Source organism: Aeromonas ichthyocola, assembly GCF_046087985.1.
In the GTDB taxonomy this organism is placed as follows: Bacteria; Pseudomonadota; Gammaproteobacteria; order Enterobacterales; family Aeromonadaceae; genus Aeromonas; species Aeromonas rivipollensis.
This window is the reverse complement of sequence record NZ_JBJSWH010000001.1, coordinates 25,327-41,508: the sequence shown is the minus strand read 5'-3', so window position 1 is coordinate 41,508 and position 16,182 is coordinate 25,327. Positions and strand designations below refer to the sequence as shown.

The window sequence follows — 16,182 nt, the reverse complement described above, 5'->3', positions numbered from 1 at the left end:
TGGAATCATCGTCGGAGCGCCTCTCACCGGCGGCCGGCGTGGCACTGGACGGTTAACGCAGATGAGCAACTTGTCCCTGGATTTCTCGTCGGACTTTCGTCCGCTGGCGGCCAGGATGCGGCCGCAGAACCTGGATCAATACATAGGTCAGCAGCACATCCTGGGGGCCGACAAGCCCCTGCGCAAGGCGATCCTGGCGGGGCTCTGCCACTCCATGATCCTGTGGGGGCCGCCCGGTACCGGCAAGACCACCCTCGCCGAGCTGATGGCCCACTACTGCCAGGCCGAGGTGGAGCGGCTCTCCGCGGTCACCTCCGGCATCAAGGAGATCCGCGCCGCCATCGACAAGGCGAAGGAGAACAGCTGGCGCGGGGTGCGCACCATCCTCTTCGTGGACGAGGTGCACCGCTTCAACAAGAGCCAGCAGGATGTGTTCCTGCCCCACATCGAAGACGGCACCATCACCTTTATCGGTGCTACCACCGAAAACCCCTCGTTCGAACTCAACAACGCACTGCTCTCCCGGGCCCGGGTCTACCTGCTGAAAAGGCTTGAGGAAGACGACATCCTCGCCATGCTCGATCAGGCGATGCAGGATCCGCGCGGTCTCAATGACCCCAGTCTCACCTTTGCCCCCGGGGTGAAGGCGGCGCTGGCCAAAGCCGTGGATGGGGACGGGCGCAAGTCCCTCAACTATCTGGAGCTCCTGGCCGACATGGCCGAGGCCAATGGGGCAGGGGAGAGGGTGATCGACAGCGCCCTGCTTGCCGCCGTGGTGGGGGAGCACGTGGCACGTTTTGACAAGGGCGGGGATCACTTCTACGACCTCATCTCGGCGGTGCACAAGTCCATTCGCGGCTCGGCGCCGGATGCGGCCCTCTACTGGTATGCCCGCATGGTGAGTGCCGGTTGCGATCCCCTCTATATTGCCCGCCGATTGCTGGCGATTGCCTCGGAAGACGTGGGCAACGCCGATCCCCGCGCCATGCAGGTGGCGCTGTCAGCCTGGGACTGCTTCCATCGCATAGGCCCGGCGGAAGGGGAGCGGGCCATCGCCCAGGCCATCGTCTACCTTGCCTGCGCCCCCAAAAGCAATGCGGTCTATACCGCCTGGAAGGCGGCGCTCAACGATGCCAAAAACCTGCCGGACTTCGAGGTGCCGCCGCACCTGCGCAACGCGCCGACCAAGCTGATGAGCGAGCTCGGCTATGGCGCAGAGTACCGCTATGCCCACGATGAACCCGGCGCCTATGCCGCCGGCGAGGAGTACTTCCCCCCCGAACTGGCTGGCAGGCACTACTACCAGCCCACCGAACGGGGCCTCGAGAAGCAGATCGCCCAGAAGCTCGACTATCTGCGCGAGCTGGACCGCCAAAGCCCGCGCCAAAGAGAGAAGTAAGGGCGCCTTGCCCGGGCAGCATGGCGATCCCTCGGATCGGCGAAGATAAGCCTGCCGATGCCGTCAAACTTGGCAAAAACGACAGCAATACGCCCTGTTCGGGCGGGGGGGCGGTCTGCTACACTGCCCCTCTGACCCCGCTTGTCTTGGCCTTGCACCATCTTCTTGATTTAGAAGGCCCGATTCCGAAGACATAGGGGTGCGCCAACCGATGTTAACTTCCGGATCTGTTTTCTCGCCAGGGCGGATGACCCAGGCCCAGATCCCATTAAAAAAAGTAGGTAAACCATGCTGGATCCCAAATATCTGCGCAGCGATATCGAAGAGGCCGCCGCTCGTCTGGCTGCACGTGGCTACGCGCTGGACGTAGCGGCTGTCAATGCTCTGGAAGAGAAACGCAAGGATCTGCAGTCCCGTACCCAGGAGCTGCAGGCCGAGCGCAACGCCCGCTCCAAGTCCATCGGTGAGGCTGCCCGTCGCGGCGAAGATGTGGCTCCCCTCAAGGCCGAGGTGACCAAGATCAACGACGAGCTGGAGACCAGCAAGGTCGAGCTCGAGGCACTGCTGGCCGACATCAAGGCCATCTCCGACGCCATCCCCAACCTGCCGAGCGACAGCACCCCGGTGGGCCGCGACGAGAACGACAACGTGATCGTTCGCCACTGGGGTACCCCGCGCGAATTCAGCTTCCCGGTGCGCGATCACATCGATCTCGGCGAAGCGGCCAAGGGCGTGGACTTCAAGAACGGCGTCAAGCTCTCCGGTGCCCGCTTCGTGGTGATGAAGGGTCAGATTGCCCGCCTGCACCGCGCCCTGGCGCAGTTCATGCTGGACCTGCACACCCTGCAGCACGGCTACACCGAATGCTACGTGCCCTACCTGGTGAACCCGGACAGCCTGTACGGCACCGGCCAGCTGCCCAAGTTCTCCCAGGATCTCTTCAACACAGGTATCGAGGGCGAAGGGGAAGACGAGGGCAAGGTGCGCAAGTTCTCCCTGATCCCGACCTCCGAAGTGCCGCTCACCAACATGGCCCGCGACGAGATCTTCGACGAGCAGGAGCTGCCCATCAAGATGACGGCCCACAGCCCCTGCTTCCGCTCCGAAGCCGGCTCTTATGGCCGAGATACCCGGGGTCTCATCCGCATGCACCAGTTCGACAAGGTCGAGATGGTTCAGCTGGTGCACCCGGAAAAGTCCTGGGATGCGCTGGAAGAGATGGTGGGTCACGCCGAGAAGGTGCTGCAACTGCTGGAGCTGCCCTATCGCGTGATGGCGCTCTGTACCGGTGACATGGGCTTCTGCGCCGCCAAGACCTACGATCTGGAAGTCTGGCTGCCGGCTCAGAACACCTACCGCGAGATCTCCTCCGTCTCCAACTGCACCGACTTCCAGGCGCGCCGCATGCAGGCCCGCGTGCGTGTCGATGGCAAGCCGCAACTGCTGCACACCCTGAACGGCTCCGGCCTGGCGGTGGGCCGCACCCTGGTGGCGGTGATCGAGAACTACCAGCAGGAAGACGGCCGCATCGCCATCCCGGCGGCGCTGCAGTCCTACATGGGCGGCCTGACCCACATAGGGTAAGCGCCTCTTGCTGAACACAACGCCATGGCCATGCCATGGCGTTGTGCATTTGGGCGCCAGTCGCCCCCCGGCAGGGGAGAGGAGCAGTCTCCTTCGGCGCTCCATTGAACCTTTAACACATTTTTATCAAGCATTGCGCAATCGTTTTTGTTAGACTGCGCCGCAATTTCGCAGGACATCTTTTTCTATGGTCTGGATTGATTACGCCATCATCGGCATCGTCGGTTTCTCTGCCCTCATCAGCCTGGTGCGCGGCTTCCTGAAGGAAGCCATGTCCCTCGTCACCTGGTTCGTCGCCTTTTTCATTGCCAGCCATTTCTATCCCGATCTCGCCATCTACTTCACCTCCTTCTCCGACGCCATGGTGCGCAACGGCCTGGCCATCGCCGCCCTCTTCGTCGCGACCCTGATCCTGGGGAGCGTGGTCAACTACGTGGTGGGCCTGCTGGTGGAAAAGACGGGACTCTCCGGCACGGATCGGGTGCTGGGTGTCTGTTTTGGCGCCATTCGCGGGGTACTGATCGTCAGTGCCCTGCTGTTTTTTATGGATACCTTCACCAGCCTCTCCCAGAGCGACTGGTGGGTGGCGTCCAAACTGGTTCCCGAGTTCAAGCCGGTGATCCAGTGGTTTTTCGGGTTCATGCTGAACTCGTCCAGTTTTCTTCAACAGGTACAGTGACTTCGAGGTAGCAAAGACATGTGCGGTATTGTCGGTATAGTTGGCACCACCCCCGTCAATCAGGCCCTCTACGACGCCTTGACGGTGTTGCAGCACAGGGGACAGGATGCCGCCGGGATCGTGACCATTGACAGTGGAAACTTCCGGCAACGCAAGGCCAACGGCCTGGTGAAGGATGTGTTTGAAGTGCGCCACATGCAGCGACTGAAGGGGCATATCGGCATAGGACATGTCAGATATCCCACCGCAGGCAGCTCCAGTGCCGCTGAAGCCCAACCTTTTTACGTGAACTCTCCCTACGGCATGGTGCTGGCCCATAACGGCAACCTCACCAACGCCAAGGATCTCAAGGAGCAGCAGTTCAAGGTGGCCCGCCGCCACATCAACACCACCTCGGATTCCGAAGTGCTGCTGAACGTGCTGGCCCATGAGCTGGATCTGTGCGACAAGATGGCGCTGCGGCCGGAGGACATCTTCTCTGCGGTGCGCAAGGTGCACCAGCAGATCCGCGGCGCCTATGCCGTGGTGTCGCTGGTGATAGGCCACGGCCTCATCGGTTTCCGCGATCCCAACGGCATTCGCCCGCTGATCCTGGGTCGTCGCGTCGACGATCAGGGCCAGGTGGAGTACATGCTCGCCTCCGAGAGCGTGGCGCTGGACGCCATCGGTTTCGAGACGGTGCGTGACGTCGCCCCGGGCGAGGCCATCTACATCACAGAGCAGGGCCAGCTCTTCTCCGAGCAGTGTGCGGAGAACCCCCAGATGAGCTCCTGCATCTTCGAGTACGTCTACTTCGCCCGTCCCGACTCCTGCATCGACAAGGTTTCCGTCTACGCCGCCCGCCTCAACATGGGTCGCAAGCTGGGCAAGAAGATTGCACGGGAGTGGGAAGATCTCGACGTGGATGTGGTCATCCCCATCCCCGAGACCTCCTGCGATGTGGCGCTGGAAATCGCCCATACCCTGGGTCTGCCATACCGTCAGGGCTTCGTGAAGAACCGCTACATAGGCCGTACCTTCATCATGCCGGGCCAGACCCAGCGCAAGAAGTCGGTGCGTCGCAAGCTCAACGCCATCAGCTCCGAATTCAAGGGCAAGAAGGTGTTGCTGGTGGATGACTCCATCGTCCGTGGCACCACCTCGGAGCAGATCATCCAGATGGCCCGTGAAGCGGGGGCGGCCAAGGTCTACTTCGCCTCGGCAGCACCGGAAATTCGCTTCCCCAACGTCTACGGCATCGACATGCCCACCGCCAACGAGCTGATCGCCCATGGCCGTGAAGTGGAAGAGGTGTGCAAGCTGATTGGCGCCGATGGCCTGATTTTCCAGGATCTGGAAGATCTGGAAGAGGCGGTGCGGGAGATCAACCCCGAGCTGCGCCACTTCGAGACCTCGGTGTTCAACGGCCACTACGTGACCTCGGATGTGGATCAGGGGTATCTGGACCACCTGAACGCCCTGCGCAGCGACGACAACAAGGCGGTGCGCGAGTGGCAGGAAGGGACCAGCAACCTGGAGATCTTCAACGAAGGCAGTTAAACGTTTTCCATTTACCGTCGACATGAAACAGAGATGGGGGCTCAGGCCCCCATCTCTGTTTTCGTCTCTGTCTCAAGCCGCCCCCCTCACCGGGGCGGCCCTCGTCACGCCAGATCTTCCCCGTTGCTGGCGATCACCTGTCGGTACCACCAGAACGACTTCTTGCGCCTGCGCGCCAGGGTGCCCTGGCCGGCATCGTCCCTGTCCACGTGGACGAAGCCGTAGCGCTTGCTCATCTCGCCGGTGGAGGCGGACACCAGATCGATGCAGCCCCAGCTGGTGTAGCCCAAGAGTGGCACCCCGTCGGCGATGGCATCCCCCATGGCGCTGATGTGCGCGCGCAGGTAGTCGATGCGATAGTCGTCCTCTATCTCGCCATCGGCGTTGATCTCGTCGATGGCCCCCAGGCCGTTCTCCACCAGGAACAGGGGCTTCTGATAGCGATCGTACAGGCTGTTTATGGTGATGCGAAGGCCGAGCGGGTCTATGCCCCAACCCCACTGGCTCTGCTGGATGTGGGGGTTTCGCAGGGACTTGACCACGTTGGCGGCGCTGGTGTTGTCCTGGTTCATGTCGGCCGAGGCGCAGCGGGAGGCGTAGTAGCTGAAGGAGACGAAGTCGACGCCGTGTTTGAGAATGTCATCATCCTCCGGCGCCTTGACGAGCTGGATCCCCTTCTCGCGAAACAGGCTGGCAGCATAGGCCGGGTAGGCGCCCCTGGCCTGCACATCGATAAACAGCAGGTTCTCCCGCTCCTTTTGGAGCGCGGCCCAGACATCTTCCGGTTTGCAGGAGTAGGGGTAGAAGCTGCCCCCCGCCAGCATGCAGCCCACCTGGTTGTGCGGATTGACCTCGTGGGCAATCTTGGTCGCCAGGGCGCTGGCGACCAGCTCGTGGTGGGCGGCCTGGTATTTGACCTGCTCCCTGTTTTCCCCTTCCTCGAACACCAGCCCGGCGCCTGAGAAGGGGCTGTGCAGCAGGATATTGATCTCGTTGAAGGTGAGCCAGTACTTCACCAGACCATCGAATTGCTCGAAGCAGGTGCGCGCGTAGCGGGTGAAGAACTCCACCATCTTGCGGTTGCGCCAGGAGCCGTACTCCACCACCAGGTGCATGGGCACGTCGAAGTGGCACAGGGTCACCAGGGGCTCGATGCCGTACTTCTTGCACTCCTCGAACAGCGCCCGGTAGAAGGCGATGCCCTCGGGGTTGGGCTCTTGCTCGTCCCCCTTGGGATAGAGCCGGCTCCAGGCGATGGAGGTGCGAAACACGGTGAAGCCCATCTCGGCCATCAGGGCGATGTCTTCCTTGTAGCGGTGATAGAAATCTATGGCCTCGTGGCTTGGGTAGAACTCGTCATCCCGCAGGGTGAAGCGCTGCTCCTGGCCGAGTTTGACCGCCATGCGGTTGGCACCGTGGGGGATCATGTCGACCGTGGTCAGCCCCTTGCCCCCTTCGAGATGGGCCCCTTCCGCCTGGTTGGCGGCCAGGGCGCCGCCCCACAGGAAGCCTTGTGGAAATCTTGCTAACGACATTGGTTACCTCTTGTCATGTCTGATAGGGGAGTCACGCACCGGCGGTGGCCTGCGTCTGGCTGGCCGCGACGGGCTGGGGAGCGGCGCTCTCGCCGGGTACCTCCACAGGTATGTCCTCAAAGCCCATCAGCAGGGTCAGCACGAAGGAGAGCACCACCGAGAGTGCCATCACGGCGAACACCCAGGCGATGCTCATGGGGTTGGCCGGATCGAAGAACTGCACGCTGGTGAAGAGCCCGGGGGCCGCCATGGAGTGGCTGGCGAGCCCGGCCATGCCTGCCACGGCGCCGCAGATGAAGCCGCTGATAAGGCTGGCGATGAGGGGCCGCTTCAATCGCAGGGCCACCCCGTAGAGGGCGGGCTCGGAGATCCCCGCCATGATGGCGGAGGCGGCCGCCGCCAACGCGGTCTGGCGCAGCTCGGGGTTCTTGGTGCGCCAGGCGACGGCCAGGGAGGATCCGCCGAGGGAGAGGTTGGCGCCTATCTCGGAGGGCATCACCATGCCTTCCTTGCCGGTCTCGGCGATGGTCTGGATGATGGTCGGGGTGAAGACGCGGTGCATGCCTGTCATCACCAGCAGCGGCCAGAGCGCGCCCATGATGGCCACCGACAGCCAGCCGAGGTAGTCGTGAACCGTGTAGACCAGGCCCGAGATTGCGGTGCCAATCCAGATGCCGATGGGGCCGATGAGCAGGATGGCGAGCGGCGCCGCGATCAGCACTATCAGCATGGGCTTCAAGAAGTTCTTGGTCACCGCCGGGTGATGCGATCGACCCAGCGCTCTATGTAGGAGAGGCACCAGGTCATCACCAGGGCCGGGATCACGGTATAGGTGTATTTCACCGCCGTGACCGGGATCAGGGCGAAGGTCACCTGCTCCCCCTCGGCGGCCCTGGCCATCAGCTCGATGAAGCTGGGGTGCACCAGCACGCCGGCGATGGCGATGGCGAGCGACATATTGGTCTTGAACTTGACGGCGGCGGAGGCGGCCACCATCAGGGGCAGGAAGAAGAAGGCGCCGTCCCCGGCCACAGTGAGTATGGTGAGGGTCGAGGATCCTTTCTCCAGCACCCCTGTCATCTCCAGCACCATGGCCAGCAGCTTGAGCATGGAGCCGCCGATGATGGCCGGAATGAGGGGCGACATTGTGCCGATCAGGGCGTCCAGAATGGCGGCGCCCATGCGGCGCAGGCTGAAACCTGGCTTGGCCGCTGGCACGTCTCCCTGTGCGCCTTCCGGCAACTGGGCAAGCACCTCGCGATAGGCGTGGGAGACCATGTTGCCGATGATCACCTGGCACTGGTTATCACTGCTGACCACCCCAAGTACCCCGGCAGTGGCCTTGAGCGTTGGGCTGTCCACCAGGGTGGGGTCTTGCAGCACGAAGCGCAGGCGCGTCATGCAGTGGGTCACGGCGACTATGTTGCCGGTTCCGCCGAGGGCCGTGATGACCTTGCCGGCCAGGGCCGCGTAGTTCTTTGACATCTAGTCGTATCCTTTTTACCAAATGAGGCTTGTCGAACCCCGTCATTGACGACGGGAAGAACGGGAATGAAACTGTATTGTGGAACCGGTTCCATACAGCATGCGCAGTTTCATGCTCACAGACAAGACGGCCGCACCGCCATTGTGCAGAACCGTGAATGGGATCACTGAAAGGGGGGGCCTGCGCCCATTCTCGTTAGCACAAGCGGGTCCCGTGCAGTACACTGCGGCCCGTCGAGAAGAGGGGAAGATGATGACGACTATGCTGGAGGTGGCGAAGCGGGCAGGGGTGTCGAAGGCGACTGTCTCCCGGGTGCTGTCGGGCAATGGCTATACCAGTCAGGAGACCCGGGATCGGGTGTTCCAGGCCATAGAGGAGAGCGGCTATCGCCCCAACCTGCTGGCGAGGCAGCTGGCCACCAAAAACACCCAGACTCTGGGCCTGGTGGTGACCAATACCCTCTATCACGGCGTCTATTTCAGCGAGCTGCTCTCCCACGCGGCGCGGTTGACCGAAGATCGGGGCCGGCAGCTGATCCTGGCCGACGGCAAGCACAGCGCCGAGGAGGAGCGACAGGCCATCCAGTACCTGCTCGACTCCCGCTGTGACGGCGTCATCATCTACCCGCGTTTTCTCAGCGTCGAGGAGATGGACGAGATAATCGAGCAGCACTCCCAGCCCATCATGGTGCTCAACCGCAAGTTACGGCGCCACCCGGCGCACTGCGTCTACGCCGATCAGCAGGCGGCCGCTGCGGCCGTGGTGGACAGGCTGGTCGGGATGGGGCACAGCGACATCGCCTTCATCACAGGCTCGGCGGATTCCCCCACCGGTATGGAGCGTCTCGCCGGCTACCGCGAGGCCCTTGCCCGGCACGGCATTCCCGTGCGAGAGGCACTGATCGCCCCCGGCAAGTGGACCCCCGCCTGCGGCGCGGCCGGGGTCTCGACCCTGCTGGCGCGCGGGGTGAGCTTCAGTGCCCTGATCGCCAGCAACGATGACATGGCGATCGGTGCCATCAAGCAGTTGCACGAGAGCGGCCTGTCGGTGCCGGAGCAGGTCTCTGTGGTGGGGTTCGACGACATCGCCCTGGCTCCCTACGTCATTCCTTCGCTGGCCAGCGTCAAGATGCCGGTGACCGAGATGATCCAGGAGACCATCAGCCGGCTGATCACCATGGTGGAGGAGGGGGAAGCCGGTGAGCTGCCCTCTTTCAGCGGCAAGCTGGTCCGGCGCGATTCCCTCAAGCGCCTGCTGGAGTGAGGCCGCCTCTGCGCTGGGCAGGCGGGGCGGGATCCGTTAGCATGGGCCCCCTTCGCGGGCTTCGCCCGCCGTATCAAGCCGCATCAATATATGCCAATCAAGACTAACCAGAGAGCACAAGAGTTCAGATGGATGACCTGCTAGCCCCCGTTCGTCAGTTCCTGCATTGTGAGACCCCGGATGAGTGGGTAGAAATGGCGCGGGATCCCGCCCAGTTGCCGACCCTGCTCATCGATCACGCCAACTGCGAGAACAAGGCCGCCCTGACGGCCCACAGCCTGGTGCGCCGCTACTGCCTGCCCAAGGAGAAGCGCCACCTGCTGCCCAAGCTTGAATTTTACCGTGAGCTGGATGCCATCCCCGAGAAGGCCGAGATCCTCGGCAAACGCACCATGGGGGAGTCAGACAGAAGCGTGTTCGCCGAGCTCGAACGCAATCCCCTGCTGTTTCCCATGGTGCGGCTCATCCAGGAGGAGCTGCACCACTTCGAGCAGGTGCTGGAGATAATGCAGGCCCGCGGCATCCCCTATGGGCCCGTCACCGCCTCCCGCTATGCCCGCAGCCTGCTGGCCCACGTGCGTACCTACGAGCCGGCGGCCGTGGTGGACAAGATGATCATCGGCGCCTACATAGAGGCGCGCTCCTGCGAGCGCTTTGCGAAGATTGCCCCCCACCTGGGCGAGGAGCTGGGCCGCTTCTATGTCTCCCTGCTGCGATCGGAGGCGCGCCACTACCAGGATTATCTGGCACTGGCCGAGCAGTACGCCGGGGAGGATATCAGCGAGCGGGTCGCCTATTTTGGCCGGATTGAAGCAGAGCTTATCTGCTCGCCGGATCCGCAGTTCAGGTTCCATAGCGGCCTGCCTGTCAGATCTGACAGTTGTTGAGCCCAGAGGGGCTGCCTACTATCTCGGTGTTCCTACTACGAGCGACGCAATCACTTTTTTGAGCGCAATCCCCCGGCGACTGATTCGACATCAGGCCGGGTTTTTTTATGCCCGGCCCATGGGCCGGAGGGGGAACGGCTGGGGATCAGCGGCGATATTCGTTGTTGTAGTTCTGGATCAGGCGGCGGGTCACGTCGTGCTGGGGATCGGCAAACACCTTGAGGGTCTTGCCGCGCTCCACCACCCGGCCCTCGTGCATCACCAGCACCTCGTCGCTGATGTGGCTGACGATGCCCAGATCGTTGGCCACCAGCACATAGCTCAGCCCCGTGGTCTCCTGCATCTCCAGCAGCAGGTTGATGATCTGGGAGCGCACCGAGATGTCCAGGGTCGAGAGCGCCTCGTCGGCCACCACTATCTTGGGATTGAGGATGAGCGCCCGCGCCAGCCCCACCCGCTGCTGTTGACCGGCGGAGAGCATCTGGGGGTAGAAGAGTGCGTGATCCGCCAGCATGCCCACCATGCGCAGGGTCTGGACCACCTTCTCCCGGCGCTCCTCCTCGCTCAGGGCCGTGTTGAGGCGCAGCGGCGTCTCCAGGATCTGGCCGACCCGGATCTTGCGGTTGAGCGAGGTATTGGGGTCCTGGAAGATCATCCGCAGCAGCTTGCAGCGGGTCTGATAGTCACCGTGAACCAGGGGCTGCCCCTCGATGGCGATTTCGCCGCCACTCGGCTCTATCATGCCAGCCAGGATCCGCGCCAGGGTGCTCTTGCCAGAGCCCGCCTCGCCGACGATGGCCAGGGTCTGGCCCACTCCGAGATCAAACGACAGGGGCTTGATGGCCTCCACCGCCTGGCGCCGGAACAGGCCGGTGCGGTTCTGATAGGTCTTGCACAGGCCCCTGACCTGCAACAGGGCGGGTTCGATCACAGGCTGGGCTCCTTTATGGCGGCATTCATGGTCAGGCTCATTTCTTCGATTCTTCCATGTTCAGCGGGCAGTGGCAGCTGGGAAATGGATCTCCCTTGGCCTTGCTGATTGGACATGGAGTGGTGATGACTCGGGTTCATTTCTTCGGCTCTTCCATGTTCAAGGGGAAGTGGCAACTAAATTGGTGTCCCTTGACCTTGCTCATCAGCGGGGTCTGCACGCACTGCTTCTGGGCGTAGGGGCAGCGGGGGCCGAGGCGGCAGCCGATGGGCAGGTGCTGCAGGGGGGGGATCACCCCGGGCAGGGTCTCGAGCCGGGACTTGTGGCGCACCAGCTTGTCAAAGTCGGGAATGGACTTGAGCAGGGCGTCCGTATAGGGGTGGCGGGGGGATTCGAGGATCTGATCCCGGGTGCCCACTTCCACCATCTGGCCGCAGTACATGATGTTGATGGTGTCGGTCAGGTTGGCGATGGCGGCGATGTCGTTGCTGATGATGAGGATGGTGGTGTTGCCCAGCTTGTTCATCTTGTCCAGCAGCCGCAGGATCTGGGAGTGGGTGGTGGACTCCATGGCACTGGTGGGCTCGTCCGCCACCAGCAGCCGCGGCTGGTTGGCGATGGCCATGGCGATCATCACCTTCTGGCACATGCCATCCGACAGCTCGTGGGGATAGGCCCGCATCACCTTGCGGTGATCCTTGACCCCGACTCTGTGCAGCAGGGCGATGGCCCGCTTCTTGCGCCACTGGAAGCGCTGCCAGAACTTGCCGGCGAAGGCGCTGGTGGGGATGGCCTCTTCCAGCTGGGTGCCTATCTCCTCGGAGGGGTCGAGGCAGCTGATGGGATCCTGGAAGATCATGGCGATCTCCCGGCCCATGATGCGGCGTCGCTCCTTGGGGGCCATGGTCAGCAAGTCCATGTCGTTGAAGCGCATCCGGTCGGCGCGCACCGTCCAGTTGTCCTTCTGGATGCCGACGATCACCTTGGCCACCAGGCTCTTGCCCGATCCCGATTCTCCTACCAGGCCGCGGATCTCCCCCTCGTTCAGGGTCAGGCTGACCCTGTCCACCGCCTTGACCTTGCCCTGGGGGGTGTCGATCTCTATGGTCAGGTTGCGTATGTCGAGCAAGGGCATCAGTGGCGCTCCTCATGAGGCTGTGGCAGGGCGTGCTGCATCTGGGCCATGCCGTCCTTGATGGTATAGAGCCGCAGTATCATCAATCGTTCCCCTCTTTGAGCGCTTCGCGAATGCCTTCACCCACCAGGTTAGTCACCAGCACGCTGAACAAAATGGCCATGCCCGGCAGGGTCACTGTCCAGGGGGCCAGATAGATGAGATCGCTCGAATCCGCCAGCATGGCGCCCCACTCCGGCTGGGGTGACTGGGCCCCGAGGCCGAGAAAGCCCACCGCCGAGATATCCAGGATGGCGGCAGAGAGGGTCCGGGTGGTCTGAGTCACCAGGGTTTCCACTATGTTCGGCAGTATGGCGAGGCGCATGATCCGCAAGGGGGGCGAACCGTCGAGGCGGCTCGCTATGATGTACTCCTTCTGCATCTCGGCGTGGACGGCGTTGTAGGTCGCCCGTATGAAGGGCGGGATCAGCGCCAGCGTGATGGCGATCAGGGTGTTGAACAGCCCTGGCCCCAGGATGGCGACCACTATGATGGCCAGCAGCAGGGAGGGGATGGAGAGCAGGGTATCGAGCAGGTGATGGAGCACGCTCGACTTCACCCCCTTGCTCATGCCGCCGAGGATGCCGATGGCGGAGCCGACGAGGAGCGCGATCACCACCACCAGCAAGGCGTTGCCGAAGGTGAGGCGGGCCCCCACCACGAGGCGGGAGAGGATGTCTCGGCCCAGATCGTCGGTGCCGAGGAAGTAGTCGATGTTCCCCGTGCTGGCCCAGGAGGGGGCCAGCAGCAGGCGGCCGCTGTGCTGATCATCGATGCCGTAGGGCACCACCAGGGGGCCCACCAGGGTGATGAGCAGCAGCAGGCCGAAGCACCAGAGCCCCCCCATGGCCAGCGGATTGCGGCGGTAGGAGGCCCAGGTCTGCTCCAGGGGGGAGAGGATCTTGAGCTCCGGATAGATGTTCGATTTATCGTGCATGATACAGGCTCCAGCCCTGGCCATGAGCGGGGTCAGTCTTGTGTTGCATAGGGTACCTTGCACCGTGCCGGATACAGCATGAGGGCGGTGAGCAGCGCGAGGCCGACATGCTGGCGTGCGTGCCGCTGTGGGCGTACTCAGTCTTGTTTTGCATAGAGTTCTTTGCGCCGTGCCGGATACATTATGGTGGTCAGCAACTCGGTGCTGACGCTGATGAAGATGACGAAGCTGGCCACCACCAGGAAGGCGCCGCGGATGGCGGCATAGTCCTGCAGCGCTATGCTGCTCACCAGCCAGCGGCCGATCCCGGGCCAGTCGAATACCACCTCGGTGATCATGGCGGAGGTGAGCACGCTGCCGAGTTGCAGGCCGAGCAGGGGCAGCACGGGGGGCAGGGCATTCTTGAGGCCGTGGCGCCAGACGATCTGGCGGCGGGAGAGACCACGGCTGGCGGCGGCCTTGATGTAGTTCTGCTTCATCACATCGATGAGGGAGCTGCGCACGTGGCGGATCACCTCTGTGGTGGGCACCACGGCCAGCACCAGGGATGGCAGCACCAGGTGGCGCAGGGCGTCATGGAGTGCCGCCTCGCGCCAGGGCTCCTGGCTCATCAGCACGTCGACGATGGCGATCCCCGTGATGGAGGGAACGTCGTAGAGCAGGCTGATCTGGCCCGAAGAGGGCAGCCAGCCGAGATCCAGGGAGAAGAACATCACCATCAGCAGCGCCAGCCAGAAGACGGGCACGGCGTAGCCGATGAGGCCGGCGGCCATGATGGAGAGATCCAGGCCACGCCCCTGATAGAGGGCCGCCAGGGTCCCGAGCGGGATCCCCACCAGCAGCGAGATGGCAAAGGCCGCGAGACAGAGGGTCAGGGTCGCCGGGAAGTAGTGACGGATCTCGTCAAGCACCGGCAGGCCGGAGACGCTGGATAGGCCGAAATCCCCGGCGGCGATGCGCTGCAGGAAGTCCGGGTAGCCGTGCCAGAAGTCCAGCTGATGGCCGATGAGCCGATAGTCCAGCAGATAGGCGACAAAGGTCAGCGCCAGCAGGGTGATGAGCAGCAGGTTGATGCGGCGCAAGGTGTATAAAAGCATGCTTACTCCCGATAGGCCTGGTTGAAGGTGGTGCCGCCAAAGGGCATGAGGGTCAGTCCCTGAATGTCACTGCGGCTCACCTGGGTGCGCAGGGCATGGGCCAGCGGGATGAGCGGCAGCTGTTCGTTGAGCAGCGACTGGGCATAGTAATAGTTGCGCAGGCGGAAGGCGAGTTGCGGTGTGGTCACAGCGTCGTCCAGCAGCTGATCGAAGGCGGGGCTGCACCAGCGGCTGTAGTTGTTGCCCCGCTCGACGGCGGCGCAGCTCAGCAGCTGGCGGAAGAAGTTGTCCGGATCCGCGTTATCGGCGATCCAGCCGGAGAGCAGGCTGTCATATTGCCCGTGGGCGAGCCGGGTCTCGATGACCGGCCAGGCCTGCTGCACTATCTTGAGCTTCACCCCTATCTTGGCGAGATCGCTGCGCATCAGCTGGGCCGTCTTGAGACCGTCCGGGTTGTAGGGGCGGGCGCCCGGCTGCACCAGCACCTGCATCTCGAACCCTTTCTCCAGCCCCGCCTCCTTGAGCAGCTGACGGGCCCGTTTCAGGTCGGGCTTGCGCTCGGGCAGGCTGGGGTTGTAGCCCCATGAGAGGGCGGCAGCAGGCTGTTGGCGGGCAGGCCGGTATCGAAATAGACCGCCTGCAACAGGTTGTCGATATTGATGGCGCTGGCAATGGCCTGACGCACCTTGACCTTGTTGAACGGGGCCTTGCGGGTATTGAGGGCCAGGAAGGCCACGTTCATCCCCGACTGGACCGAGAGGCTGAGGCGGGAGTCCTTGTCTATCACCGACAGCTGGCTGGCGGAGGGGGTGCTCATCACGTCGCACTCGCCGGTCAGCAGCTTGGCGAGCCGCTTGGACGACTTGGGGGTAATGTCGTAGATGAGCTGCTCAATCTTCGCTTCGCCGCCCCAGTAGCCGGGGTGGCGCAGGTAGCGCACGAACTCGTTGTGGCGATACTCCTTGAAGCTGAACGGGCCCGGTGCCGATGGGGCGGCTATCCAGCAGGGCCGGCGTGCCCGCCTTGCAACATCTGCTCGGCGTATTCGGCGGAGAGGATCACCGCATAGTCGCTGGCCAGGGTGGCGAGGAAGGAGGCATTCGGCTGGTTCAGCTCGAACACCACCGTCTGCGGCCCCTTCTTGTAGACCCGCTTGATCAGCAGATCTTGCCCCAGGCTGTAGAAGTAGGGGTAATCGCCGCCCGAGACATTGTGATAGGGGTGCTGCTCGTCAAGCTGGCGGGCATAGGTGAAGACCACATCATCGGCATTGAAAGTGCGGGTGGGCTTGAACCAGGGGGTATGGTGAAACGTCACCCCCTTGCGCAGGGTCAGGGTATAGGTGAGGCCATCCTCGCTGACATGCCAGTTGGTGGCGAGCGCCGGCTCCAGCGCCAGGGTGTTGGGGTTCACCTCCAGCAGGCGGTCGTAGAGCGGACGGGCACTGGCATCCAGTGTCACCCCGGAGTTGGAAACATGGGGATTGAAGGAGAGGGGGATCCCTCAGCACAATAGATGAGTCCGGTTTTGGAGGCCTCGGGTTGCTTCTGGCAGCCGGTGACCAGCACCAGCAGACCCAGCAGCAAGGGTGTGAGCATTCTCATTGTTGAACCATGTTCTTATAGGGGGTTTTGTACAGCACGTTTTGATACAAATGGGTGCCAGCGCGAA

14 protein-coding genes and 1 pseudogene are annotated in these 16,182 nt (G+C 63.0%); 6 read left to right on the top strand and 9 right to left on the bottom strand.

Annotation, left to right across the window (positions count from 1 at the left end):
• The first annotated feature begins 61 nt into the window (after window positions 1–61).
• The 4 genes from ACF2JD_RS00210 to purF all read left to right on the top strand — a co-directional run bounded on the left by ACF2JD_RS00210 (window position 62) and on the right by purF (window position 5,201).
• Window positions 62–1,399 (top strand): AAA family ATPase, encoded by a 1,338-nt coding sequence (locus ACF2JD_RS00210; RefSeq protein ID WP_440986506.1) that lies wholly within the window; start codon window positions 62–64, stop codon window positions 1,397–1,399.
• 288 nt (window positions 1,400–1,687) lie between these two features.
• Window positions 1,688–2,983, top strand: coding sequence for a serine--tRNA ligase (serS, locus tag ACF2JD_RS00205; protein WP_408781407.1), 1,296 nt, complete (start codon window positions 1,688–1,690; stop codon window positions 2,981–2,983).
• Between the two features lie 187 nt (window positions 2,984–3,170).
• A complete protein-coding gene (locus ACF2JD_RS00200) occupies window positions 3,171–3,662 on the top strand; it encodes a CvpA family protein (protein ID WP_163136943.1) in 492 nt (163 codons plus the stop codon).
• A gap of 18 nt (window positions 3,663–3,680) precedes the next feature.
• Window positions 3,681–5,201, top strand: a complete 1,521-nt coding sequence (gene purF / locus ACF2JD_RS00195) for an amidophosphoribosyltransferase (protein WP_025326767.1) — start codon at window positions 3,681–3,683, stop codon at window positions 5,199–5,201.
• 104 nt (window positions 5,202–5,305) lie between these two features.
• Here the strand turns inward: purF and ACF2JD_RS00190 are convergent, their stop codons facing one another.
• From ACF2JD_RS00190 to ACF2JD_RS00180, 3 genes are read right to left on the bottom strand one after another with little or no spacing between them, the layout of a single operon-like run.
• A complete protein-coding gene (locus tag ACF2JD_RS00190; protein ID WP_440986505.1) occupies window positions 5,306–6,736 on the bottom strand; it encodes a 6-phospho-beta-glucosidase in 1,431 nt (476 codons plus the stop codon).
• A gap of 31 nt (window positions 6,737–6,767) precedes the next feature.
• Window positions 6,768–7,466 (bottom strand): PTS transporter subunit EIIC, encoded by a 699-nt coding sequence (locus ACF2JD_RS00185; RefSeq protein WP_440986862.1) that lies wholly within the window; start codon window positions 7,464–7,466, stop codon window positions 6,768–6,770.
• A 20-nt stretch (window positions 7,467–7,486) separates the two neighbouring features.
• On the bottom strand, window positions 7,487–8,221 hold the full coding sequence (locus tag ACF2JD_RS00180) for a PTS transporter subunit EIIC (RefSeq protein ID WP_440986504.1): 735 nt from the start codon (window positions 8,219–8,221) through the stop codon (window positions 7,487–7,489).
• Between the two features lie 250 nt (window positions 8,222–8,471).
• Here ACF2JD_RS00180 and ACF2JD_RS00175 point away from each other — a divergent pair, with 250 nt between their 5' ends.
• Together ACF2JD_RS00175 and miaE are read left to right on the top strand one after the other, a co-directional pair.
• On the top strand, window positions 8,472–9,485 hold the full coding sequence (locus ACF2JD_RS00175; protein ID WP_440986503.1) for a substrate-binding domain-containing protein: 1,014 nt from the start codon (window positions 8,472–8,474) through the stop codon (window positions 9,483–9,485).
• A gap of 128 nt (window positions 9,486–9,613) precedes the next feature.
• Window positions 9,614–10,372, top strand: coding sequence for a tRNA isopentenyl-2-thiomethyl-A-37 hydroxylase MiaE (gene miaE, locus ACF2JD_RS00170; protein WP_440986502.1), 759 nt, complete (start codon window positions 9,614–9,616; stop codon window positions 10,370–10,372).
• A 145-nt stretch (window positions 10,373–10,517) separates the two neighbouring features.
• Here the strand turns inward: miaE and ACF2JD_RS00165 are convergent, their stop codons facing one another.
• The 6 genes and pseudogenes from ACF2JD_RS00165 to ACF2JD_RS00140 form a co-directional block, all read right to left on the bottom strand.
• Window positions 10,518–11,303, bottom strand: a complete 786-nt coding sequence (locus tag ACF2JD_RS00165) for a peptide ABC transporter ATP-binding protein (protein ID WP_111910994.1) — start codon at window positions 11,301–11,303, stop codon at window positions 10,518–10,520.
• A gap of 136 nt (window positions 11,304–11,439) precedes the next feature.
• The gene (locus tag ACF2JD_RS00160; RefSeq protein WP_005325353.1) at window positions 11,440–12,438 is read right to left on the bottom strand and encodes a peptide ABC transporter ATP-binding protein; all 999 of its coding nucleotides are present in this window, start codon (window positions 12,436–12,438) and stop codon (window positions 11,440–11,442) included.
• Window positions 12,439–12,520: 82 nt separating this feature from the next.
• Window positions 12,521–13,414 carry an ABC transporter permease subunit gene (locus ACF2JD_RS00155; RefSeq protein ID WP_005325348.1) on the bottom strand — a complete coding sequence of 298 codons (894 nt, stop codon included), beginning with the start codon at window positions 13,412–13,414 and terminating at the stop codon, window positions 12,521–12,523.
• Between the two features lie 137 nt (window positions 13,415–13,551).
• Window positions 13,552–14,511: an ABC transporter permease subunit gene (locus tag ACF2JD_RS00150; protein ID WP_440986501.1), complete on the bottom strand. Its 960-nt coding sequence runs from the start codon at window positions 14,509–14,511 to the stop codon at window positions 13,552–13,554.
• A 2-nt stretch (window positions 14,512–14,513) separates the two neighbouring features.
• Window positions 14,514–15,451: pseudogene (locus ACF2JD_RS00145) on the bottom strand (ABC transporter substrate-binding protein).
• 56 nt (window positions 15,452–15,507) lie between these two features.
• Complete coding sequence (locus ACF2JD_RS00140; protein WP_440986500.1) at window positions 15,508–15,972, bottom strand: ABC transporter substrate-binding protein; 465 nt, start codon at window positions 15,970–15,972, stop codon at window positions 15,508–15,510.
• Window positions 15,973–16,182 lie beyond the last annotated feature (210 nt).